A 23,615-nucleotide genomic window follows, 5' to 3' on the forward strand; every position below is an offset into this window, starting at 1 on the left:
CGCCGCCTGATCGCTGACACTCGCCACACCAGAACCAGCCATCGCGGCGGCACTGCCACTGACAGCTTCAATCTCCTCGGGCAATGACCAGGCGTTTTCCCGCGTGTCATCATCGGCCGCATAAAGACTGCTGGTCAGAGCCAGGCCCTGGAATACAAGGCATAGACCGGATACAAGGGGGCTCCGCATGAACACAAACTCCTGGCGTGGATCCGAAAGGCTTATTTTTCAGCCTTGGCCACAGCTGCTTTAGGGGCGGCGGTGATATGGCTTTTTTGGACTTTCAATGTGGTATTGGGACCTGCATCCAAAGTCACAAAAGTATCGGCCATCGTTTTGATTCGACCAATGATGCCGCCCGTGGTCACCACTTCGTCGCCGACCTTCAATGCCGTCAGCAGTGCCTGGTGGTCTTTGGCCTTTTTCTGTTGAGGCCGGATCACCAGGAAATACATGATCACAATAAATGCCAGAGGCATGATGAGAATTTCCAAGGTGCTCGGTTGCGCCGGTTTTCCGCCTTGCGCATAGGCGACGTCCATCAATGAGAACAGCGACATGATTCCTCCCGCGGGGTGCTAATCAGAGGCTCCGACTGTACTCGAGGCTTCCGGCATTTGCAACGGAGCAACCGACAGCTCATAAAGCTGACGGGACTCGATTTTGCAGATTTTGGCTGCATTATTTGCATTCCAAAACCAGAGGCCCAGCACCAACGGATTGGCGCCAAAAAACAGTAAAAGTCCAAGTCCCTCAAGCATATGGGCTGCGTATTCGGGATGACGCATGAAACGATAAGGTCCGTGATCCGATCGTGGCATGCCGGGTACAAAGACGCAGCGTTGGGTCCAAAGACGGCCGAGACTGCGCATGGACCAGACCCGCAGCAGCATGCTGGCCATCAGAAGCCCTAGACCCAGCATGGGGATGGCCGTCCATCGCAGAACATGGGGTAAAGTAAAATGCGAAAGCCAGGCGATCAACGGCAGAGCCATTTGCAGCTGGTAGTACCGCTTCATGAGTTCCGGAATCAGCTCCTCGCCGCCCACCACTTTGAGGTAAGCATAATTATAGCCATGCACCCGGCGCTCCCCGTAGGTGACAAGCGCGGTGGCGACGAGAACGAGCACTGCCGGAAGTTCTGCAGGCAGACTTGCGATAGCGACTGCCACTCCCTGAACCCCTCTGAAATTATTGTCTGTTCCCAGCATCCTAGCACACTGGAAACGTAAAATTGAAGAATCTTCCCAGGAATTGTGCCATGAAATCCCTACGCGTTTGACCCGGGCATCGAATCCGAGTATGGATGGCGATCAAAAAGTCCTCACGCCGAGAGAAGAAGAACATGGTCGATTTTTCGCAGCTTAATCCCGAACAGCATCAGGCCGTCACCCGCATCAACGGCCCGGTGATGATTATCGCCGGAGCTGGCACCGGTAAAACGCGGGTGATCACTTATCGCATGGCCTTTATGCTCAATGCCGGCGTGCCACCGAGCGAAATCGTGGCCATGACCTTTACCAATAAAGCCGCCCGCGAAATGCGCGAGCGCCTCATGGAACTGGTGGGTCGTCAGGCCAAAGGCATCATCATCGGTACCTTCCACAGCTTCTGCCTGCGTATTCTTCGTGAATTCCCGCATGAAGCTGGTCTTGATAAGCGTTTTTCTCTGGCCGGGACTTCGGATCAGCTGGATCTGGTGCGGAAAGCGATGGAAGAACGCGGCTGGCAGGGACTCTATAGGCCCGAGGATCTTCTGGCTCGGATCAGTTCCGCGAAAAATGCGCTGCTAAGGCCGCAGGATGTGATGGTCGCTGACCCGCTACGGTTTTCCGATAAGGATCCGGCCGTGCTGGCCGCAATTTACGACGTTTATGAACGCCAGTTGAAATTGAATCGCGTGATTGACTTTGATGACTGCATTTTCAAAACGGCCTGGCTGCTGCGCAACCATCCCGACCTTTGCCAAAGACTCCAGGAGCGCTGGCGTTATTTTCTGGTGGATGAGTTTCAGGACACCAACTTCGCCCAGCTTTATATTCTGGAACTTTTGGCCAAAGAGTCCCGCAATATCTGTGTGGTCGGTGACGACGATCAATCGATCTATAGCTGGCGTGGCGCTTTGGTGGAAACTTTGGATCGCTTTGAGCAGATTTTCACCGGCACGCTGCTGATCAAACTGGAACAGAACTACCGGTGTTCGAACGTGATCCTGCATGCGGCGAACACGGTGATTCGCAATAACACCGGTCGCAAGGTCAAAACTCTTTGGAGTTCATCACAGAATCAGAATCCCATCACGCTCGCGTCCCACGCCGATGATGTGAACGAGGCCAAGTGGATTGCCAAGAAATGCTTCACTCTCCTGGGTCAGGGTTTCAAACCCAAGGACATCGGGATCCTCTATCGCGCCAATGCCCAGGCCAAGGCGGTGGAGATGGCCCTGCGGGAGATGCAGGTCAGCTATAAGGTTTATGGCGGCACGAGTTTCTTTGAACGCAAGGAAGTGAAAGACTTTCTCTGCTATTTTAGGCTTTCTGTGAATCCCGGTGATCGGCTGGCCTTCTGGCGAATCATCAATACGCCCGTGCGCGGCATCGGCCTCAAGACTCTGGAAAAAATCGAGGAAGCCGCCAAGGCCCATGACAAAAGTCCTTTGGAGGTTTTGAATCAGGACCTGGTGGATCTCGACAGTCGGGCGCGCAAGGCCACGCATGAATTCGTGCAGGCCATAAAAAGTTTGCATGACACACCGCTGGTGGACGTCAACGACCTGGAAGCTCGCGGCCAGCGGATCATCAAGGAATTTGGTCTGGAAGATGAAATTCGCAACAAGACCACGCATGAAGGGGCCAGGCGGCGCAAGATCGATTCCATGAAACGACTGCCGACATGGATCAAAACCCTCGCCGAACGGCAGGTCGAGGACCGCGGTCAGCTGCAATTGATCGATCTTTTGGATTCGCTGAGTCTTGGCGATAACGAAAAAGACAAGAAGGGCGGCAACGACAATCACGTTTCACTCATGACGATCCACGCCTCGAAGGGCCTGGAATTCCCGGTCGTATTCCTGTGCGGTGTGGAAGAGGATCAATTGCCCCACAAAAATAGCGTGAATTCGGATCAGGCCTTGATGGAAGAGCGGCGCCTGTTTTATGTTGCGATCACCCGGGCCAAGATCAAATTGCACCTGACCTATGCCCGCGAACGATTTTCGCAGTTCAAAAAAGCGACAAGAAAACCGAGTCGTTTCATAGACGAACTGCCGAACAAGGGTGTCGAAACGGAACACGATGCCGAGATGCGTTCGATGGTGGAGGAGGAGCAAAAGAAAGAAATTAATATCAGCCGGCTTTCCAAGCTGAAAGCCGAGCTGCGCGGTGGCTTCGCCAAACGGGATATCTAGTCCTCGGAATCGAGGTCGATGATACCCTTGTCTTTGACGAAGTTTTTCAGGTTATTCACAATGCGGGCTTCGATCTGTCGGGCCCGTTCGCGGCTGATGCCGTAACGATCGCCGATCTCCTGCAGAGTCACGGGGTTTTCATTCATGATGCGGTCTTGAAAGATCTCCAGATCACGACCTTTCAGCGTCTGCCGAAAGCTTTCCAACTGTTCGCCAAAGATACTGTTCAATTCATTGGTGGCCAGCGTGTCCTCGACACTCGGGTCGGAATTGGCAATCATCGACCCCCTGGTCACCCCTTCGCCATCATCATCTGCGCCCACGGGGGCATCCAAAGAATAATCGGGCCCGTTGAGGCGCATCTGCATGTCGATCACATCTTTTTCGCGAACATCGAGATTCGCGGCCAGCAGTTTGGTATCGACGTGATCGTATTCGGCGAGCAGTTTGTCCATTTCACGCCGCAAATTGAAGAAAAGCTTGCGTTGTGCCGCTGTTGTGCCAATCTTAACCTGGCTCTTGTTGTCCATGATGTACTTAAGAATGTAGGCCCTGATCCACCAGGCTGCATAACTCGAAAGTTTCACCCCTTTATAAGGGTTGAATTTTTTCACAGCCTGCATCAGCCCATAATTGCCTTCCTGAATCAGGTCGAGAAGGTTGGCCTGAGCCTGACGGAAGTCGTTGGCAATTTTCACAACCAGCCGGAGATTCGAGGTTACAAGACGGTGAGCAGCTGTTATATCTCCCTCTTCAAAATGCTTGCGAGCGGCTTCCAATTCTTCTTCCGGCGTGAGCAGGGAATATTTGGAGATTTCTTGCAGATAAAGTTGGAGAGGTGATAACTTGCTAACAGCCTGGCTAGCCTTCGGAGTTGGCAGATTTTTCGACATCAATTCACCTCTGCTTCAACCTGACAAATGGGACTGAAATATGCCAGGAATTGGGATCATAGCAAATCCCCACTCTAAGTTAAATAAGCGTTCTCCCGAGGAATTAAAGCTTTTACAGGGCGTTCTTGGTCAAAAAGGCATCTTTTCCCTGAGCCAGGACCTCGATCATCTGGATCGCATCATTCGCGAATGCAAAGAAAAAGATATTGATATTATTGGAATAAACGGCGGCGACGGCAGCATCTCGCGAGCTATCAGCCGGATTATCCGCATATATGGCAAGGATCCCCTGCCGCGTCTTTGCATTCTGGGTGGTGGCACCATGAATCTCGTGGCTGCCCAGTTGGGCATGCGCGGCCGGCCGCATGAGATTCTGGGGCGTCTTTTGCAAAATGCGGAACAGCCGCAATCCTTACAGAGCCAAAGTCTTGCCACGTTGAAGATCGGTGAGATCTATGGCTTCCTCTATGCGGATCAAACGTCCACGGCAATCCTGGAAGAATTTTATCAGAAGAAGAACGGTCATGTCGGGGCCACCTGGCTGAGTGTACGCCTCATCAACTCCTTTCTGTGGCGTGGACCATTAATCCGGCGTGTGATTCGTTCGCATCGACTTGAAGCGATGTTTAAACCAGGCGGTCGATTGCGGGCCGGAGCTCTGGGAGCCTTTGCTGGCACCATCACCAAGTTTCCCATGGGCCTGCAGTTTTTGCCCCTGGCCCGTCAGCGTCCGGGCCATTTTCAGGTGACAGTCGTGACCTGTCCCCCGGAAAAGTTGCTATGGTATATGCCGGCGATCATGTTACAACAAAAAGAAGGCCCCGCATCAGGAAAGCACAGTTTTTGCTGTGAAACCGCGAATCTTCGGTACGAGGGTTCGGTGCATTTTACGGTTGATGGCGAAATCTATGTGAACCCCACCGGTTCGCTGAAGATTGAAGCGGGCCCCGAGCTGGAATTTGTTTGCAGCTAATAGGTGGAACACCATGGATCACGATGTCAGCCGAGTGAGGACCCAGGCCCCCAGTTTGCCGGTGCCGCCCGATCAATCAGGAGCAAATATGCGTTCCAAAACCCTGCCGCCGCCCCCGGAATGGGCCATCAGTCAGGCTCTTGGTCTCGAAAACATTCGAGTCAGCTGGCTGGCGGGCGACGGATCGGACCGCTGCTATTATAGAATACACGACAAAACCAGTGAAAAAACCTTTGTGCTGATGCAGCTTTCCGGCGATGACGCGGCTTTGCTCGCCAAAGACGGCTATGAGTGGGTCAAGATCAGCGCTCTGCTTGCCGATCACAATATTCCCGCACCTCGTACCATGGCCGCGCTGCCAGATTTCGCGGCGCTCATCATCGAAGATTACGGTGATGTGATGATGGAAACCTTTGCTCTGGAAGCCTTGGAACAAGGGCAAAGAGCCGAGGTTTTACAGCTCTATCAGCAAGCTTTCAGCATGCTCGGTCATTTTTTGGAAATTACCGAAGCCGGAAAATCCCACTGGCGCGAACGCTCCTTTGATGCGGCACGTCTGGATTGGGAACTCCATTTTTTCAAAGAGCAGTTTTTGGAAGCCGTTTTGGAATGGCATTTCACTCCCGAAGAAGCGCAGGCTTTCAGTCGGGATGCGCGAGCGCTTGCGGAATGGCTGGCGGAACGTTCGCACTATTTTGTGCACCGCGATTTTCATTCGCGCAATATCATGATCAAAGACAAAAATCTTGCGGTCATTGATTTTCAGGACGCCCGGTTGGGTCCACCCACCTATGATCTCGTCTCGCTGTGCTTTGATTCCTATATTCCTCTGACCAGTACGGAACGTCGGGCTCTCATCAAGCAGGGGATCACCGCGTTGCTGGCGACCACCCGGTCGCTCGACAAGGCGGACCTGGAAGAGGAAATCGGCCCCATGCTGCTGCAGCGGCAGATCAAAGCCATCGGCAGTTTTGGTTATCTGACGGTCAAGAAAAACCGCGGCAACTATCTTCGTAATATTGCCCCGGCTCTGGCCACGCTCGATGCCGATCTGATTGAAGACAGCCGCTGGCCCTTCCTGTCCAAAACTCTGATTCAGACCATTAAAAAACGCTGGCAGGAGCGGGGCTCGACATGAAAGCCCTTTTGCTGGCGGCCGGACTCGGGACCCGGCTGCGACCCTTGACAGAGGTGTTACCGAAACCTTTGTGCCTGTTCTACGGCCGGCCTATTCTCGATCTTGTCTATGAGCAGATCAAAAAGCTGGGTATTCACGCGATTGCGATCAATACCCATCATCTGCCGGATGTGATCAAGCAGCATATACAACGCCATCCGACTGTCTATACACCGCCTCCTCACATCTCGTATGAGCCTGAAATCCTTGGCACCGGAGGGGCGATCAATCCCTTGCGTCATTGGCTCGGGAATGATGACCTTCTGATCTGCAATGGAGACGTGATCGCGGATATCGATCTGCTCGCTTTGCAGAAGCAGCATCGCACGTCCGGTGCGGATGCGACCATGGTCCTGCTCGATCGGCATAAGAAGGGCACCAATCCGGTGGCCTTTGAAGGCACGCAAATCAGGGCCATCGGCGACCAGCCGGTCAAAGCCACGGAAAAGCACAATCTGGCGACGTTCAGCGGCATCCATATCGTCGGTCCAAAATTGGTGCGCGCGATCGCAGGAAGCGGCAGTCCGTCGATTATTGAGGCGTATCATCGTTTGCTAGGGAATGGGGCTTTGATTCAGGCCTTCATTCATCGGGGATTCTGGGAGGATCTCGGAACGCCTCGGGACTATTTCGCCGCGCATCGTGCGGTGCTTGAACATCCGGATCGCGAGCGTCTTTGTCAGCGGCTTGGTCTTGATCAGTCGATTCGATTTGAGGGTGATTCAGCGCTGTGTGGGCCTGGTCCCTTTCCGCAGCATAGGCAGAACAGCTTTATCTTTGGGCCTATACAGGGTGATCAGGGTGAACAGCCTATACAATCGTGCTTGGTCTATCCATCAACGGTGATTATGCCTGGTCAAATTTTGAAGAATGGGATTATAACGCCGGACGTGAGGATGGACATAGTCTAGGAGGAGAAGAAGAAGGGGGGGAAGCCACGACGCTCGTCTTTAAAATCTCCATCGCTATAAGTCTTCGGGTGAAGTCATTGCGATTCGATCTTTAAATCAGGCCTTCGTTAGCTGCTCCAAAGAAAGATGTCAGAGGTTAGGTGACAATATTAAGTACGTTTTAGGAAATCTTTGGATACAGTTTGCGAAAACAGGTCATCCAGCGAATCATTGGCCACTTCAAGAACAGCCTTGCTGGTTTTCACTTTGCTTACCGTCAACAGTTTGCCGGACTTGGTTTGGGTTTTGCCTTTCACGAATTTCTGCTCAGTCTTCGATTCCTTGGAGGCCATGCTTGCTGGATCCACATAATAAAGAGTGGTACCGGCAGTCAGGCGGTCAGGGTTATCGATCATATCGTTGTGACGCCAGATCAATTTCCAGAGAGATGAGTTGCCAAAGACGCGACCAGCGATGGTTGCCAGCGTGTCACCTTGCTGAATCTGAACTTCGGAACGCTTGACGCTTTCGTAGGTGGAAGCGAACTGCATCGACTGCTCGGTCAACTGGTAATAAACCACATCACCGGGATAGATCAATCGTGGGTTGGCGATACCTGTGAAGTTGGCGATTTCGGTCCACTTGTTGGAATCACCGAAGATACGTGCTGCGATCTTGCCCAGGGTGTCACCCTTCTGAACAACATAAGACATCTTCGAGCCGAGTTCGGGAAGACCAGGACCAACGGGAGTACCGCTGACCGCACCGCCGGCTGCTGGGGCTGCTTCCATAGGAGCTGATGACGCCTGATTCATCGCAGCATTCATGCCGGAATCCATGGCTGCATTGCCCATACCGTTGTCAGCCATCGCGTTGCCGCCGTTGTTCATCATGCCCTGGTTGCCGTTGTTAGCGGGCAGCTGATTGTTGTTGGCTGTGTTCATTTCTTCAATGATCTGCTGCAGGTCTTCTTCGCCGCCTTGCTGACCCTGATTGTTCTCAGCCATCGCATTGCCGCCATCATTCAGACCGTTATTCATACCATTGTTTTCAGCCTGGTTGGCACCTTCGGCGTTGTTCAAGCCGTTGGTTTCCGCACCGTTTGTTTCGTTGTTGGCCATTTGCTCATTGTTGGCCGCCTGCTCTCCTTCACCTTCTGCTGCGTTGTTCTCGGCTGCTGCCTGCTCTTCGTTTGTCGCTGCGACTTCCTCTTCTGTTCCTTCTTCGCCGGAGCTTGAGCTCGAGCAACCAAGGTTCAGAAACTGCAGCGAAAACATGAGGCTGGCGAGGCATAGTAACCTGACCCATTGTGATCTCATGATCCCTCCCCCTTGTGACACTGAATTCTCGACACTGAACTCACCATGAAGACACCTCCATATGCCTGGTGAAACGATACCTATCGTTCGGTTCGGAAGAAAAGCTCCGACCCTTTAGCCATTACAATCTGAAATCATGAAGCCCGCAAGCGGCATGGATTTCCTGCTTTCCCCCGAGAATTTCTGCCTGTTCTGCGCTTTTTGCGGGAGTGATGAAGCGTGATCTATCGTTTTGACAAGTCAACCAGGCGGAATTTGACCACACCAGATTAGGCACGATAAGCTAATACCAGTTGCCCCTCTGCCGCCCCTCGCGTATGACAAAGCCTTCTCCAGAACGAGGGGCAGTTATGGAAAACTTCGAACATATCAGCGTTCTGCGCGAAGAACTGGTCGAGAGTCTCAAGCTGAAGGAGGGTGATTATGCGGTCGATTGTACGGCCGGCGGGGGTGGACACACCCGCATCCTGCTTGATCAGGTGGGACCAGGTGGAAAAGTCTTTGCGTTTGATCGTGATGCCTGGGCTCAGGCGGTTTTGAATAGGCGGTTTGCAGCGGAGCTGGCCAGTGGACAACTTACCCTAATTCAAGCGCCTTTCTCCGATTTGTTGGCGGAACTTGAAAGTCGTGGCGTGGTCGGACGTATTCAGGGTCTTTGTGCGGATATTGGTGTTTCCTCGCCGCAGCTCGATCATGCCGAACGCGGTTTCTCTTTTGCCAAATCCGGTCCTTTGGATATGCGCATGGATCAGACCCGTGGTCCAACGGCCGCTGATCTGGTGAATGAAGGTTTGGAAGAGGAACTGATTAAAATCTTCCGGGACTATGGGGAGGATCCCCAGGCTCGCCCGATCACCCGCGCGATTCTACGGCGCCGCGCGGAAAAGCCGTTTACCGAAACCACCGATCTGGCCAACGTTGTGGCCGCAGCATCTCACTATAAGGAACGCAGTCGCAAACATCCCGCGACCAAGGTTTTTCAAGCGCTGCGGATTGCAGTCAATGCGGAACTCGAAGAGCTGGAAGTTTTGCTGCGGGATTTCCCCAAAGTGCTCGCATCGGGTGGCCGTTGTGGGATTATCGCCTTCCATTCCCTTGAAGACCGGCTGGTCAAGCAGGGTTTCAAGCACCTGGTCGATGGAGACAAGCCGCAGTTTGATCGGCACGTTCCGATCACCGCCGCCCAGCTGGATGCCATGTATGAAAAACGGTTTCAAATTATCAAACCGTTTCCACTGGAACCATCGGACCAGGAAGTCGAACGAAACCCTAGAGCCCGAAGTGCCAAGCTGCGAGTTATAGAAAAGCTGTAAAACTCAGGCACCTGTTATGCCTGAGTCCTGATATCCTTAACATATGACCCGAGTGGTCGCCTTGGGAGGATTCATGAAGCTTTCGACTCTGACGCGCATTTGGAACAAATTACCCTTCGTCCTGCTGGTCGGAGGGTTCGGCCTCGCCTCCTTCAAAGCCTACATCACCATCCAGACCACGATCATTGGCTATAAGATTGGCCAGATGAAGCAGACGGAAACTGACCTTTTGGAATCTCAAAGCACGCTGAAGATGGAATTGGCGAAAATCACCCGCCGGGAAAGTCTGATGAGTATTTCCGCACGTGTTGATGAAAACCATAAAGATGTTTGGGCTGCCCATTGAAAATGCCAAATATTCGTCAAGTTTGGAGCCGCTTAAAAGGCGAGCGCCAGGGTGAAACTCGTCAAGATAGAGACGTGAGCGGACGGCTACGCCCGAGCGAATCTCGTCAAGATAGAGATGGGAGCGGACAGCTGAGCCCGAGCGAAACTCCCCATCCTTCCAAAAACGAGTCTCAAGGTGAATCACGTCATGCCTGGCTCGGACGACTTCGCCCCACTCAGCTCTTTGTAAGTTTATGGCGCCAACGGCCAAGTCAAACCCTGGGACCGTTCTATGGCGGACGCAATCGTTTGATTGCCGTTGTCTTCTTTGGAGTGTTTGCGGTTCTCGCCGGTCGGGCGGTCACGATTCACATTCTGAGTCCATCGGCCGATATTTTGGAAACGCTGGGTCGACGTCAATATCAAACGCGCATCGATCTGTCTCCCTATCGAGGCAATATTTATGATCGGCGCGGAGAACCGCTGGCCATCAGTATCCGTCGGCCGTCCTTTTACGTGAACCCGCGTATTTTTGATCCCTCCCCGCAACAAACGCGGCAGCTCGCGCAGATTCTCGAAATCTCGCCCGCGCATGTGCGTAAAGTTGCCAAACGGACCAACTACTTCGCCTGGCTTGCCCGTAAAGTGGAATTGACCCAGGCGCAAAAAGTGACCGCACTGAATATCGACGGTCTCTTTGAAATCACCGAGCCCGCACGCTTTTATCCGAACGGCACTGATCTGGTCCCTCTGATCGGTTCGGTGGGGATCGACAACCGCGGCCTGCAGGGCGTGGAACTCGCTTATGATGGAATGCTGAAGGGCGAAGTTCTGAGCACCTTCCGCAATCGGGACGCCCGCGGTCAATCCATCTATCGCGACTCGCTGCTCGCCTTGCCCGAGAAAACCGGCAAGAACATCGTTCTGACTCTGGACAGTGCGATTCAAAACACCGCCCAGCGCGCCCTGATGAAAGGCATTGAGAAAGCCAAAGCTCGTGGCGGTTTCGCCATTGTCTCCGATCCCCATACAGGTCGGATCCTGGCTATTGCCAATGCCAACACCGCCCCTTCGGAAATCAATCGCAACCGTGCGCTTACCGATATTTTCGAACCCGGCTCGGTCGTCAAGCCCCTGGTCATCGGTCGGGCTGTGGAATTAGGACTCACCAGGATGGACGAAGTTCACGACACCTTCAACGGCACCTACCATGAAGATAAATGGCAGATCCGCGATACACACGGTGCTCCGAGCATGTCGACTGAGGAAATTCTGATTGAATCGAGTAACATTGGAACCTATCGCATAGCCAAGCGCATGGGCCCGGAACGTCTGGCCCAGACTTTGGGCGAATTCGGCTTTGGTTCACGTGACAATCAGATTGGTTTTCCCGGACAAACCTTTGGCCGCGTCAGTCCCTGGCAGAAATGGCGACCTGTGCGATTCGCCAACGTTGCCTTTGGTCAGGGTTTCTATGCGTCGGGCCTGGAAATGGTCCAGGCGTTCGGCGCGATCGCCAACGGCGGCAATCTTATGAAACCTTTCTTTATCGATCACATTGAATCCCCGGAAGGCGGCATGATCGAATCGCACGCGTCAGAGATTGTAAGGCGGGTTTTTTCCCCGACCACCGCCTCCAGCCTGAGACATGTCCTCCGTAAAGTCGTCGATGAAGGCACGGGGAGTAAAGCGGCCTTGACGTCCTGGTCCTCTGCTGGGAAAACCGGCACCAGTGAAAAGGTGGATCCGCAGACGCGCAAATATTCCGATCATCTACGGATTGCCAGTTTCATCGGTTTCGCGCCCAGTGTGGACCCGCACCTCGTGATTTATGTCGTAGTGGATGAACCGTTTCTGAAACCTTATACGGGCGGTACGTGGGCTGCGCCCATCTTCCAGGAAATTGCCGAGGAAACCCTGCGCTATCTGAATGTGGCTCCCGACAAGTTTCCGGCAAAAGACGCGCTTGCAAAAGGAACCACCGATCATCTACAAAAGTCAGAAAGCCGGGGCAATCAAGCCCTTTAAGGAGTCCCGCACACCATGGTCAAAAATCCTGTGGAAGACCTGGGATGGCGCACAGAACGTGAATCCCTGCCTTTTGATCTTCCCAATCGCGTGAGCAGCGACAGTCGCCGGATCGAATCCGGTCAATGGTTTATGCCCATCCGCGGCGCGAACTTCGATGGCCACGAGTTTATCCAGGCCTCGGTGGATAAGGGGGCTGTCGGTTTTTTCTATGAAACCCGCCTGCGAGACCAACTGTCTCCTGAACTCCGCAAACTGGGGATTGAAGTTACTGATACAACCAAGGCCTTGCAGGATCTGGCCCGCTGGTGGCGCAAGGAAATCGGCTGCAAACTCGTGGGAATAACCGGCTCGTCGGGCAAAACCACGGTGAAAGAGATGGCAGCCGCCATGCTGCATAGCATCGCTCCCACTCTCAAGACCGAAGGCAGTCTCAATAACGAGCTGGGCACTCCCCTCACCCTCTGTCGCCTGACACCCTTGCATCGCTTTGCCGTGATTGAAATGGGCGCGAGGCATAAGGGCGATATCGAATTTCTTTCCCAGATTACCCTGCAGGACATCGGCGTACTCCTTAACGTCGGCAGCGCTCATGTGGGCGAATTCGGGGGACCGCTCAAAATTCTGGAAGCCAAGATGGAAATCGCGGCGGCACCGACCGCGGTTTACTTCAAAGATGATGCCCGTATTGATGAAGCGATGAAACGGCTCAAAAACAAGACTTTGATCAGTTTTGGACGGGAAGCCGGAGCCGATGTCAGACTGCTTCAAACCGACCTCGACGGCCGTGGCCGCGTGCGCCTGCACTTTGATATTCGTGGCCAAAAGCAGACGGTGGAATCGGATTTTTATCACAGCAGCTTTCCGATCAACGCCGCGACCTGTCTGGCCATTGGTCTGGCGCTGAAACTCGATCCTGCCGCCTGCGCCGCCGGCCTGCAGAAGTTTCACGGGATCAAAGGTCGTTTCAAAGTCCACACCTTGCGCCATCAGTTGCTGATCGATGACTGCTACAACGCCAATCCGGAAAGCATGAAGGCCGGGCTCAGCACTCTGCGTAAAGCCTATGCCCATCGCAAAACGTTTTTGATTTTGGGTGATATGTTGGAGTTGGGCGACAGCTCGGAAGCAGCGCATCGTGCGGTTGGAGCTTACTGCGCCCAGGACATTAAACCCGCGAAACTGATCACCGTGGGTCCGATGGCCCGCTGGATTGCCGACGAAGCGATCCGTTCGGGGCTGCCCAAGGATCGCGTTCAGCAGTTCGACAATGCCGATCAGGTGATCGTGCAATTGCCTTCGTTTTGGCCTGATGCTGAGCTGCTTTACGTTAAAGCTTCCAATGGTCTAAGATTAAGTAAAATCATCGATGCCCTTCTCACTCCATAGGAAACCGCCTTGCTTTACCACATCTTCCACAACCTGGCCGACAATTTCACGGTCTTCAACGTGACCCGCTACATCACCTTTCGGTCGATGGCGGCTCTGTTGACGGCGTTGGGTATCAGCTTTGTGTTCTCACCCTGGTTTATCCGCAAACTGAAAAACCGACAAATCGGTCAGCAGGTTCGCAATGATGGACCGCAGTCACACTTTTCCAAAGCCGGCACGCCCACCATGGGTGGCGGTCTGATTCTTGCCGCGACTCTGATTCCTGCCCTGCTCTGGATGGACTGGGTCAACCCGCATCTTTGGTTTGTCTGCGTCGTAACCATGACCTATGGATTCATTGGTTTTCTTGATGATTATTTGAAAGTGTCCAAAAAGAACACCAAGGGTCTGTCGGGTAAAAAGAAACTGGTCGGACAGTGGGCCGTCGCCCTTCTGATCTGCACCGCCCATTTTTGGATCTATCGGAACGGCGAGCTGCATTTTCCCTTCTTTAAGGAATGGGTCATCGATCTCGGCTGGTTCTATATTCCCTTCGCTGCTTTTGTAATTGTCGGGGCGAGTAATGCGGTGAACCTTACCGATGGTCTCGATGGACTCGCCATCGGTCCCGTTATGACAACCTCAGCCTGTTTTGCCATTCTTGCTTATGTGGGCGGTAACGTGAAGATCTCGGAATATCTGCAGCTGCACTATCTGAAGGATACCGGCGAACTCGCGATTTTTTGCGCGTGTCTGATCGGCGCTGGCATGGGCTTTCTGTGGTACAACACTTTCCCTGCTCAGGTGTTCATGGGAGATGTCGGATCGCTGCCTTTGGGTGGAGCTTTGGGTGCCATCGCTGTCTTTACCAAAAATGAAATCCTGCTCGTCATCGTCGGCGGCATCTTTGTGATCGAGGCCCTGTCGGTGATCATTCAGGTGGGAAGTTTCAAACTCCGCGGCAAGCGCATTTTCCGCATGGCGCCGATTCATCACCACTTTGAGCTGAAAGGTTGGCCGGAGCCTCGGGTCATCGTTCGCTTCTGGATTATTTCCATCATTCTTGCCATTATCGGTCTCATGAGCCTTAAACTGCGCTGAGACGTAAAATGAACAAGACTTTGATTATCGGGGCCGGACGTTCGGCCCTGGGTGCTGCCAGGCTGCTGTTGAGCCAGGGGCATAAGCCTCTGGTTTCTGACATAGCCGAGAAATTCCCCGATGTGGCCCAGGAAATTCGCAACGCCGGAGCTGAACTGGTCATTGGACCGCAGACTCCGGAACTCCTGACAGGAATCACCCAGTTGGTGGTGAGCCCCGGACTTTCCCCCGATATTCCTATCCTTCAGGAAGCCAGGCGACGTGGCCTGCCCATCCTCAGTGAAATCGATGTGGCTCTGGATGTCTTTGATGGCACCGTGATGGGTGTGACCGGGACCAACGGCAAGTCGACGACGACGACCCTGCTTGCGCATCTTTTGCAGGAACTCGGGAACAAGGCTGAAGCCAGCGGCAATATCGGGGTTGCGCCCAGTCTTGTGATCGCGGAAGGGCGGGTTCCTGAAATCTTTGTGCTGGAACTTTCCTCCTATCAGCTCGACTTTTCTCAGCCTATTCGCAATCACTGCAGCCTTTTCATGTCTTTTTCGTCCGATCATCTCGAACGTCACGGCACCATGGAAAACTATTTTCGGGCCAAGTGGAAATTGATGATGGCCACCGTGGAAACCGGCAGCCTGATCATGCCGCGTCGCATTTTGGAGTATGCGAAACAATATGGAATGCCCGTTCCCAAGGCCCCGATCACACAGATCACGGTCGATGCGGAAGTGCCGTTTGGCGATTTCGTGCCGACGAGCGTAGTGCATATCGATTCGCAGCAAGGCAGGGTCAGCGGTGATGGTTTTCCGCAGCCTGAAGTTTTGCCCGCGGAGCTGAGCTTTCATAATCAGCTCAACGTTGTGGCTTCCATCCTGGCTGTGCGCAGTCTCGTGACCGCACCGTGGCCGCAGCTCATGCAGAGCGTTGCCAGCTATGAATGGCTCCCCTATCGTTTTCAAAAAATCGGCAGCCTTATGGGTCATCCTGTTTTCAATGACAGCAAGTCGACCAATGTGGAATCCACCCTTGTGGCTTTGCAAAGCATGCGTGTGCCAGCGATAGTTATGCTCGGCGGTCATCCTAAAGGCGAATCTTTTGCGCCCGTCGCAGACTTTCGTGACCGCATCTTAAAGCTGGTGGCCTTTGGTGCGGCCGGCCCTAAAATCAGCAGCGATCTTCAAGCTTTAAACCCTATCGTTTTTCCCACGCTGAAGGCTGCGTTGAGCGAAATTCCGACCATGGCCGGGCAACATCCCGCGCCGATTGTCTTTTCCCCTGCCTGCTCCAGTTTTGATGAGTTCAAAAACTTTGAAGAAAGGGGAGCCTTTTTCAATCAAATTTTGGTTCCTCTGCTGGACAAGACCTGAGGCAAAGGAAACAATAGAGGGATGGCCATGATGTGAAGTGAGGAGATTTACATGGAAACACCTTCTGTCTCTGAAGGTCGATTCTATCGCAACGCCCTGCTCTTCACCGTTTTCCTGCTGACTGCGCTCGGTCTGCTGGCGATTTACACCTCGTCCAGCATCCCGGCTGAAATTAAATTTCACGATACGCTCTTCTTCGTACGCAAACAGTTTGTGCTGGCTGCTTTTGGCTTCGGCATGATCATGGTGCTACAGACCATGCCTCTGCGGTGGATTGAAATGCTCACCCTGCCCCTGGTGATCGTCTCGGCCATCGCGCTTTTATTCACTCTGATTCCTGGATTGCAGTACAAAGCCAATGGCGCCGCGCGCTGGGTTCGACTTGCGTGGTTTACGTTTCAGCCCTGTGAGCTGGGCAAGGTCGCCCTTATCTTATTTTTGGCCCGAAACCTGAGCCGTCCTTCGGCCCGCATCGATAAAAGACCCATGGCCATCCTGCCTAATCTGGGTGTTCTCAGTGGCTTTGTTCTGCTGCTGATGCTGCAACCCGACTTTGGATCCACCGTGGTCTATGTATCGATCACCATGCTGATGCTTTTTGTTGCGGGTCTTCCGGTTCGTTATATCGTCACAGCCTTTTGTCTGGGGGCTCTTGGTGTCGTCGCTGCAATTCTGCATGCACCCTATCGTCTCGCCCGGATCACGAGCTTCCTCGATCCCTGGGAATCCATACGCACCGGTGGCTTTCAAATCGTGCAGAGTTACCTGGGTTTTCATAACGGTGGTCTTTTAGGCGCCGGACTCGGAGAATCCCGGCAAAAACTGTTCTTTCTGCCTGAAGCGCATACGGATTTTATCCTGTCCGTGATCGGTGAGGAAACCGGACTCCTGGGTGTCTTCCTTGTGCTGACCTGCTTTGCGTACATTGCCTGGCTTGGGCTACGCATCACGACCATGCAGAATGAGACCTACCGAAAATTCCTGGCCATGGGGATAAGTTCTTTAATTTCCATTCAGGCTATCGTAAATATGGGAGTCGCCATGGGTCTTCTGCCGACGAAAGGAATGCCCCTCCCCTTCGTCAGCTATGGATCGAGCTCTCTTCTCAGCTTTTTGCTGATGGTGGGAATCCTCGCCCGGCTCGCCAAGGTTTCTCCCAGCCGTGCAGGCTGACATTCCTTTGCATCCGCTGAACCTGGCGACCAACCTGGGCGGTAGGGACTGCCTTGCAACCTGATCATTCCACGCGACTGAGTTGAATAAAATGAAAGACGAATCCCCAAGGCTTGTGCATTTTATAGGGATCGGTGGTACTGGCATGCGTCCGTTGGCGGAAATAGCTCTGGCTCAGGGTTATCAGGTCAGCGGTTCCGATCAAAGTCAATCAAGCAGTACGGATGAGCTGGTAGCCCGAGGGGCCCGTGTCACCATTGGCCATAGCGCAGCGGCCATACCTCAGGGTGCGGTTCGCATTGTGGCCTCGACCGCGATTAAAGGCATCAATCCAGAAGTGGCTGAGGCGCAAAGGCTGGGTTTAACGATTTTGCATCGCTCCGAGTTTCTGCATGAGCTGATGAGCCGTTTCAAAGCCATTTGCGTGAGCGGTACGCACGGCAAGACTTCAACAACCGCCATGATTGCCTTTATGCTGCGGGAAAACGGGCTGGATCCCACGGCCGCCATCGGCGGAGAACTCGTTGGCACCAATAGCTATTCCATGGCCGGCTCCGGTCCGTGGTTTGTCGCTGAATGCGATGAATCGGACGGCAGCTTTCTGCGCTACGAGCCTTTTATCAGCATCATCACCAACATTGACCTCGACCATCTCGATTACTACCAGGACCTGGAAGGCCTGAAGCGTGGCTTTCTCAGCTTTCTCAGCAAAACGCAGACCGAGGGTTGGGCGATTGTTGGCTGGGATAACCCTGCCGCGCGTGAAGTGGCCCATGAGTTTGCTGGCCAAAGGCTGACCTTTGGAACCCGCATTGGTGCGGAAGTGCGCGGCCTGAATTTTAAAAGCCAGGGTGCGGTTGCGGACTACCAGGCGGTGGTGGATAAAATTTTGATAAAGGGCCGGGCTCCGGTTGTGGGTCGTCACAATCTGCAGAATATTCTGTGCTGTTTGGCCGTTGCCAAGGCTTTGGATTTGGATCTCCAGAAAGCCGCGGAGGCGCTGTCGCGCTATCCTGGTGTAAAGCGGCGTTTCTCGCTGGTTGCCGAAATTGATGGTGTCAAAATATTTGATGACTATGCCCATAATCCAGGAAAAATTCAGTCATGTATTGAAGGTGCACGGGAAGCATTTCCTGCCGATCGACTTATTGTTATCTTTCAGCCGCACCGATACTCGCGACTGGAAACTATGTATAATGAACTCATGGCTTCTTTTTCAGCGGCGGACGAAGTGCTCATCATGCCTGTGTATGCAGCGGGCGAGTCCACCGATCGGGATTTTTCCCCCAGTATTCTGGCGGAAGACCTGAGTCGCGTCAGTCGCGTCAAAGCTCAGCCTTACAGCCCTGAGATCCTAAATAAACTTTTACAAAGTCCGCGTCGTCCGACGGTCCTCATCACGGTGGGAGCCGGCGACGTATCGCAGTTGAGTCAAGAATGGAAGGATGCTCTCCATGAGCAAAAAACGGCGCAACAAAGGACTCCTCAATAGTCAAAAGCTCAAGCGACGTTATCGCCTTCTGCCCGTATTGAAAAACCTCCTGCCGCCGGTGCTTGTCATAGCCGGTGGCGTTGGCCTCAGCCTTTGGCTCAAGCCCCGACTTGCCTCCTCCGGTTTCGATTTCCTCCGCAACGACGAACGTCCCGAACTGCAGGTCCTCAGCAGCATTGGTGTGGAAGATGATGCACCGATTCGGGAAGCCTATGGTCAGCTGTCGACCATTAACGGTGATTCACTGCCGCAATTTGCCGAGCGTCTGCATCAGAAGATGGGCCTCAGGTCCATCACCTTGATTCGCACCGCACCGGAGCGTCTGTCCATCGGTACAGAACCCTTCGCAGCAGCTATGATTGTCGAACTCGATCGTCGGCGCTTTGCGACGGCGGATGGAATTATTTTCGGTGAACTGCCTGAGGGCAATGTCCTGTCGCTCCCTGTCCTCAAGGGTTTGGACCGCAGGCAGAAAATGGCTCGGACCGCCAACGGAACCTATCGTGTCAGCTCCGGGAACCAGAAGATAATCGACGAGGCCCTTCTCGCCATCCATGATGGAAGCAAGTATAATATAAAGTATCGTAGCCTTGTTTATGATGACTTTCGCGGGATTAGCGGTGATCTTGAAGCCTCGAATTACCGGGTGACACTCGGTTTTAAACCCTACTCCAACAAATACATGAAGCTCGAAAAGATCATTCTCAGCTTGAAAGAGCGCGGCCTTTCTTCGGCTACGATTGAAGTTGATTACAAAGGCAAAGCCTTCGTCAAAGAGAGTGTACTCTAGAAATTTAGGAACTAACGTGCAATCCAAGCAACTTTTTGCCCTCGATCTTGGGACAACGAAATTTTGCATCGCTGCTTTGATCTGGGGATCAGGTGCGCCCAAGCTGGAACTCATCGAAGTTCCTGCTGACGGCATGCATAGGGGTATGGTCTCGGATTTCACCAAAGCGGAACGCTGTCTCAAAGAGCTGGTGGAAAAAGCCGAAAAGCAGCTCAATGTGCTGATCGATAAGGTGATCGTCGGCGTCGCTGGCAGCCATCTGCGGAGTACGATCGTCGAACATAGTCTTACCATCCCGCATCAGCCTTGCCAGACGAGGCACCTCAAGCGCCTTTTGGAAGAAGTGGAAATCAAGGCGGAAACGCCCTTCCGTGAACTTCTTCATTGTGTGCCGATCGCCTATCGCATCGATTCGCGTGAGGAGACCAGTAATCCTGTGGGCTTCACGGCCTCGAATCTCAGCGGTCGCTACTTCGCGATTGACGCCGACAAGGATTATCTGCGCGACATCATTCGCGTGTGCAATGCCAATGGCCTTGAAGTGCTGCGTCTCTTTTCAGAGCCATTTGCCTCGGCTTCTGTCTGTGCGGCGGATGAAGCCAAACAGTTGGGTCTGGCCATCGCTGATATCGGCGGCGGGACCACCGATGGCGTGATCTTTCAAAATGGCAAACCCCTCAAGGCTTTTACGATCAACATCGCTGGTTCGATGATGACACGTGACCTGGCCATGGGATTGAACGTCAGTCTTCAGGAAGCGGAACACCTCAAGCATACCTATGGGCTTAAGTATTACGATACGCCCAAGGAACTCCGTCACCAGCTTGATCCTCTCGCGAAAAAGGTCTTTATTGTGCTCGGCTCGCGCATTCATGAGCTGGGTGCGCATCTGGCCAATGATCTTTTGGAATTCCGCGGTCAACTGGGCGCCGGCATTCTTCTGACCGGTGGTGGGTCGCAGGTGATTGGAATCGATCGCTTTCTTGCGGATCGCTTTAAAGTTCAAGTCAAAGTCGCTCCGCCTCAGCTGTCCGTGGACCAGATGGGACTTGGTGTCCATACCACACGTCATGCCACGGCGTTGGGTTTGCTCAATTTGGAGCTGGGTCGTCGTGTCAGCGCGCAGCAGATGAATGGTTCATGGTCACGCCGCTATCTGGATCAATTTGTGAACTGGATTCGCGAACTCTCCTGAAGCGAATCAGTCAATAATTTGACAGTGAGCCGGGTTCCTCTCTATAATTTTCTTAGTCCCAACAAATCCAAATAAAATTCACAGCCTCGATGCAGGTCGCGAAGGAGTTTTTCATGGCTCTCGATTCGGATCATTTTGTCCCTCCAACGGCGAACATCAAAGTCATCGGCATCGGCGGCGGTGGCGGTAATGCAATCAACACCATGATTCGCACCAATATCGAAGGGGTAACGTTCATCGCGGCCAACACCGATGTGCAGTCCCTTCGCTTTTCATTGGCCGAACGTAAAATTCAAATTGGCAAAGAACTGACCCGCGGCCTCGGTGCCGGTGCTGACCCTGATATCGGTCGTGATGCGATGCTGGAAGATCGCGCGGCGATTACGGAAGCTCTGGCTGGTGCCCACATGGTCTTTATCACTGCAGGTATGGGCGGCGGGACCGGGACCGGCGGCGCAGCGATCGCGGCTCAGATCGCCCGTGAAATGGGGGCTTTGACGGTTGCCGTGGTGACCAAGCCCTTTGCTTTCGAAGGCAAAAGACGCATGAAATATGCCGAGGAAGGCATCAAGCGTCTGGAAGAAAGCGTTGATACGCTGATCACGATCCCAAACCAGCGCCTTCTGGAAATCGCCAGCCCTGATCTGAGTATGATCGATGCGTTTCGCATGGCCGATAACGTTCTGGTGAATGCCGTGAAAGGCATCTCGGATATCATCAATATCCCTGGCCAGGTGAACGTCGACTTTGCCGACGTCAAGACCGTGATGTCGTCCATGGGCCTTGCGCTCATGGGTATCGGAACTTCCGAAGGTCCGGATCGTGCCGAAGAAGCCGCTCGTCGCGCGATCAACTCGCCTCTTCTGGAAGATGTCAGTATCGAAGGTGCCACGGGCATCCTGATCAACATCACAGCCGGTGAAAACGTCTCCATTCATGAAGTGAACAAAGCCTGCTCGATCATTCAGGAAGCGGCTCATGAAGATGCCAACATCATCTTCGGTGCTGTGATTGATGAAAACGTTGGGGCCATGATGCGCGTTACTGTGATCGCCACCGGCTTTCCAAGCCGCGATCTGGATCACGTCCGCGATAGCAGCAACCATCGCAATCGCCGCTCCGGTTTTATGAAACCAGCGCCTTTGGGCTTGAGTACAACGCCGATCCGCACTCCGGAACCCGTGCGTGCTCCTGTGGAACCGCGTCGAGAACAAGCGCCAGTTCATGCTCCCGTGGCACGACCGACGGCTATGATGGCCTCGCCCGCTCGTCCTTATATGCCGCCCGTGGTCAGCGCGCCTGTGGCCACTCCGGCACCGGCTCCTTATGCGCCGCCTGCGGCCCTGGAAGCCCGTCCTTCGCTTGAAGAAAGCCTGGCTCGTCTGACGATGGAAGTGGATTCCCCTCAGATGGCCGGTATGGAACTGAAAGCTCCCGAGCGCGATCTTCGTATCGAAGGTGCTTCGGCCTCGGGCGTCGGCGCTTTGACCAATGAAGCTCTGGAGTCGTTTGATGATCCGGAACTGTTTGCCAAGGACGATGCGGTCCCTGCCCTCGCGTCCCTGTCAGACGAAATGGATCGTAAAATCGATGAAGCTCTGAAAATCGCTGAGCAGCTGAGCAAGACCCCTCACCGTCCTCAGGACGACGAGGACCTGGATATTCCATCGTTCCTCAGAAAATCCTCGAAGGATCTTTCACTGTCTTAAATAAAAAGCCCGGATGACCTCCGGGCTTTTTCTTTTTCTTTTTCTTTTTCAACCTGCAGCGTCGTGCGGCCGGCCAAGGTCCAGGATCGGCTTTACTGCAAAAGCGGCTGCTCATGCTGCTGCATGGCATCCTGAAAGCGGTGCTCGCCGGTGGGAAGCGTCTGCTGCAGCGGACTATTGATGGTCGTGGCCGTATCGCGCCGATTCCCAATCGTCAAAAGATCGCGAATATGCGGACCGACGGGCGTCGTATCTCGACGCAACCGTTCAAAGAGCGGCGTAAGGGCCTCCCCCAGAAAGCCTTTCAATGGGATATGCGTACCCTTGCCTATGCCCTGCGAGATGATACGGAAAACTTCTTCGAGTGCCAGTTCCTGCTGACCTGTGACTTCGAGAATCTGGGCCTGCTCGGGCAAGGCCTGGTCGATCAGACGTAAAAGAATTTCGCTGAGGTCTTGAACATGCAGCGGAGCCAGCTTTTCCCTGGATTTTGGCACGGGATAAAACCAGGGAAAACGCATGAGCCTTTCAATGGCCGTAACCAACCGATCTTTATACCTAATATCCCCAAAAGTTAAGGCTGACCGCAGAATAATTTTTTCCGGGATCTTGGAATTCAGGATCATCAGTTCAGCCTGATATTTTTCCTGAAGGTAAAGCGATTCCGTGGTTCGTGACGCGCCGAGGGCACTCACAAAAATAATGCGCCTCGTCCCCACTTCCTGCATGGCCTGGATCAGGTTGCGCAGCATTTCCAGATTGCGGCTGGCCATCATGGTTTCTTCCGCACCCCAAAGTGCATCCTCGATGCGGGTGCGAAAACTTTGATTCCAGGCCAGGTGAACTACAGTCTCTATTCCATCCAGGGCCGGCGACAGATGCTCGACGCGCAGAAGATCACCGAACACGGGCAAGGCATGCGCCATGGGCTCTGGCAAACGCGCATGATAAAGGCTGATGCTGGCCCGGTTTTTTTCGGAGAGTCGTCTCAGTAAATGCCGGCCGATAAAACCTGCCGAACCTGAGATGAGAACATCGGCTGCTGGTTTCTGGGGAGCGGAGCCTGGGTTTTTCCTGGTCACACGTCACCT

Annotated in this window: 21 protein-coding genes; 15 read left to right on the forward strand and 6 right to left on the reverse strand. The window is 53.6% G+C overall.

The genetic code is table 11. The features are described from left to right. From VE954_RS18095 to VE954_RS18105, 3 genes are all read right to left on the reverse strand, one after another. Positions 1-189: hypothetical protein (locus VE954_RS18095; RefSeq protein WP_324955293.1), on the reverse strand; the 189-nt coding region annotated here is incomplete at its 3' end. A 32-nt stretch (positions 190-221) separates the two neighbouring features. After that, entirely contained in the window at positions 222-560 is a 339-nt protein-coding gene (yajC, locus tag VE954_RS18100; protein ID WP_324955295.1) for a preprotein translocase subunit YajC, read from the reverse strand. Between the two features lie 18 nt (positions 561-578). Further along, positions 579-1,172 carry an isoprenylcysteine carboxylmethyltransferase family protein gene (locus tag VE954_RS18105; protein WP_324955297.1) on the reverse strand — a complete coding sequence of 198 codons (594 nt, stop codon included), beginning with the start codon at positions 1,170-1,172 and terminating at the stop codon, positions 579-581. 173 nt (positions 1,173-1,345) lie between these two features. Here VE954_RS18105 and VE954_RS18110 point away from each other — a divergent pair, with 173 nt between their 5' ends. Next, on the forward strand, positions 1,346-3,406 hold the full coding sequence (locus VE954_RS18110; protein ID WP_324955299.1) for an ATP-dependent helicase: 2,061 nt from the start codon (positions 1,346-1,348) through the stop codon (positions 3,404-3,406). Here the strand turns inward: VE954_RS18110 and VE954_RS18115 are convergent. Next, entirely contained in the window at positions 3,403-4,299 is an 897-nt protein-coding gene (locus VE954_RS18115; protein WP_324955300.1) for an RNA polymerase factor sigma-32, read from the reverse strand. The two genes, VE954_RS18110 and VE954_RS18115, sit on opposite strands and share 4 nt — an antisense overlap. A 40-nt stretch (positions 4,300-4,339) precedes the next feature. Between VE954_RS18115 and VE954_RS18120 the strand changes: the two genes are divergently transcribed. From VE954_RS18120 to VE954_RS18130, 3 genes are all read left to right on the forward strand, one after another. Beyond that, complete coding sequence (locus VE954_RS18120) at positions 4,340-5,272, forward strand: diacylglycerol/lipid kinase family protein (protein ID WP_324955302.1); 933 nt, start codon at positions 4,340-4,342, stop codon at positions 5,270-5,272. Positions 5,273-5,360: 88 nt separating this feature from the next. Beyond that, positions 5,361-6,410, forward strand: coding sequence for an aminoglycoside phosphotransferase family protein (locus VE954_RS18125; protein ID WP_324955304.1), 1,050 nt, complete (start codon positions 5,361-5,363; stop codon positions 6,408-6,410). Further along, positions 6,407-7,360, forward strand: coding sequence for a nucleotidyltransferase family protein (locus tag VE954_RS18130; protein WP_324955306.1), 954 nt, complete (start codon positions 6,407-6,409; stop codon positions 7,358-7,360). Before VE954_RS18125 ends, VE954_RS18130 begins: the two co-directional genes overlap by 4 nt. Positions 7,361-7,509: 149 nt before the next feature. On the opposite strand, the gene VE954_RS18135 is transcribed toward VE954_RS18130, so the two are convergent. Beyond that, complete coding sequence (locus VE954_RS18135) at positions 7,510-8,658, reverse strand: LysM domain-containing protein (protein ID WP_324955308.1); 1,149 nt, start codon at positions 8,656-8,658, stop codon at positions 7,510-7,512. A gap of 350 nt (positions 8,659-9,008) precedes the next feature. On the opposite strand from VE954_RS18135, the gene rsmH reads away from it, so the two are divergent. The 11 genes from rsmH (at position 9,009) to ftsZ (ending at position 22,524) form a co-directional block, all read left to right on the forward strand. Then, positions 9,009-9,971 (forward strand): 16S rRNA (cytosine(1402)-N(4))-methyltransferase RsmH, encoded by a 963-nt coding sequence (rsmH, locus tag VE954_RS18140; RefSeq protein ID WP_324955310.1) that lies wholly within the window; start codon positions 9,009-9,011, stop codon positions 9,969-9,971. A gap of 73 nt (positions 9,972-10,044) precedes the next feature. After that, the gene (locus VE954_RS18145) at positions 10,045-10,317 is read left to right on the forward strand and encodes a hypothetical protein (protein ID WP_324955312.1); all 273 of its coding nucleotides are present in this window, start codon (positions 10,045-10,047) and stop codon (positions 10,315-10,317) included. Positions 10,318-10,391: 74 nt separating this feature from the next. Next, positions 10,392-12,326 (forward strand): penicillin-binding protein 2, encoded by a 1,935-nt coding sequence (locus VE954_RS18150; protein ID WP_324955314.1) that lies wholly within the window; start codon positions 10,392-10,394, stop codon positions 12,324-12,326. Between the two features lie 15 nt (positions 12,327-12,341). Continuing rightward, positions 12,342-13,715 carry a UDP-N-acetylmuramoyl-tripeptide--D-alanyl-D-alanine ligase gene (locus VE954_RS18155; RefSeq protein ID WP_324955316.1) on the forward strand — a complete coding sequence of 458 codons (1,374 nt, stop codon included), beginning with the start codon at positions 12,342-12,344 and terminating at the stop codon, positions 13,713-13,715. Between the two features lie 9 nt (positions 13,716-13,724). Beyond that, positions 13,725-14,798 (forward strand): phospho-N-acetylmuramoyl-pentapeptide-transferase, encoded by a 1,074-nt coding sequence (gene mraY, locus VE954_RS18160; RefSeq protein ID WP_324955318.1) that lies wholly within the window; start codon positions 13,725-13,727, stop codon positions 14,796-14,798. A gap of 8 nt (positions 14,799-14,806) precedes the next feature. Next, on the forward strand, positions 14,807-16,165 hold the full coding sequence (gene murD, locus VE954_RS18165; RefSeq protein ID WP_324955320.1) for a UDP-N-acetylmuramoyl-L-alanine--D-glutamate ligase: 1,359 nt from the start codon (positions 14,807-14,809) through the stop codon (positions 16,163-16,165). Positions 16,166-16,216: 51 nt separating this feature from the next. Next, positions 16,217-17,338: a putative lipid II flippase FtsW gene (gene ftsW / locus VE954_RS18170; protein WP_324955322.1), complete on the forward strand. Its 1,122-nt coding sequence runs from the start codon at positions 16,217-16,219 to the stop codon at positions 17,336-17,338. A gap of 91 nt (positions 17,339-17,429) precedes the next feature. Further along, a complete protein-coding gene (murC, locus tag VE954_RS18175; protein ID WP_324955324.1) occupies positions 17,430-18,830 on the forward strand; it encodes a UDP-N-acetylmuramate--L-alanine ligase in 1,401 nt (466 codons plus the stop codon). Next, complete coding sequence (locus VE954_RS18180) at positions 18,793-19,620, forward strand: hypothetical protein (RefSeq protein ID WP_324955326.1); 828 nt, start codon at positions 18,793-18,795, stop codon at positions 19,618-19,620. Before murC ends, VE954_RS18180 begins: the two co-directional genes overlap by 38 nt. A 16-nt stretch (positions 19,621-19,636) precedes the next feature. Next, entirely contained in the window at positions 19,637-20,815 is a 1,179-nt protein-coding gene (gene ftsA / locus VE954_RS18185; RefSeq protein ID WP_324955328.1) for a cell division protein FtsA, read from the forward strand. 113 nt (positions 20,816-20,928) lie between these two features. After that, positions 20,929-22,524, forward strand: coding sequence for a cell division protein FtsZ (gene ftsZ / locus VE954_RS18190; RefSeq protein WP_324955330.1), 1,596 nt, complete (start codon positions 20,929-20,931; stop codon positions 22,522-22,524). 92 nt (positions 22,525-22,616) lie between these two features. Here ftsZ and VE954_RS18195 read toward each other — a convergent pair whose 3' ends face one another. Continuing rightward, positions 22,617-23,606, reverse strand: coding sequence for an SDR family oxidoreductase (locus VE954_RS18195; protein WP_324955332.1), 990 nt, complete (start codon positions 23,604-23,606; stop codon positions 22,617-22,619). Between the last annotated feature and the right edge of the window lie 9 nt (positions 23,607-23,615).

Origin of the sequence: Oligoflexus sp. (assembly GCF_035638955.1) — a bacterium.
Taxonomy (GTDB): Bacteria; Bdellovibrionota_B; Oligoflexia; order Oligoflexales; family Oligoflexaceae; genus Oligoflexus.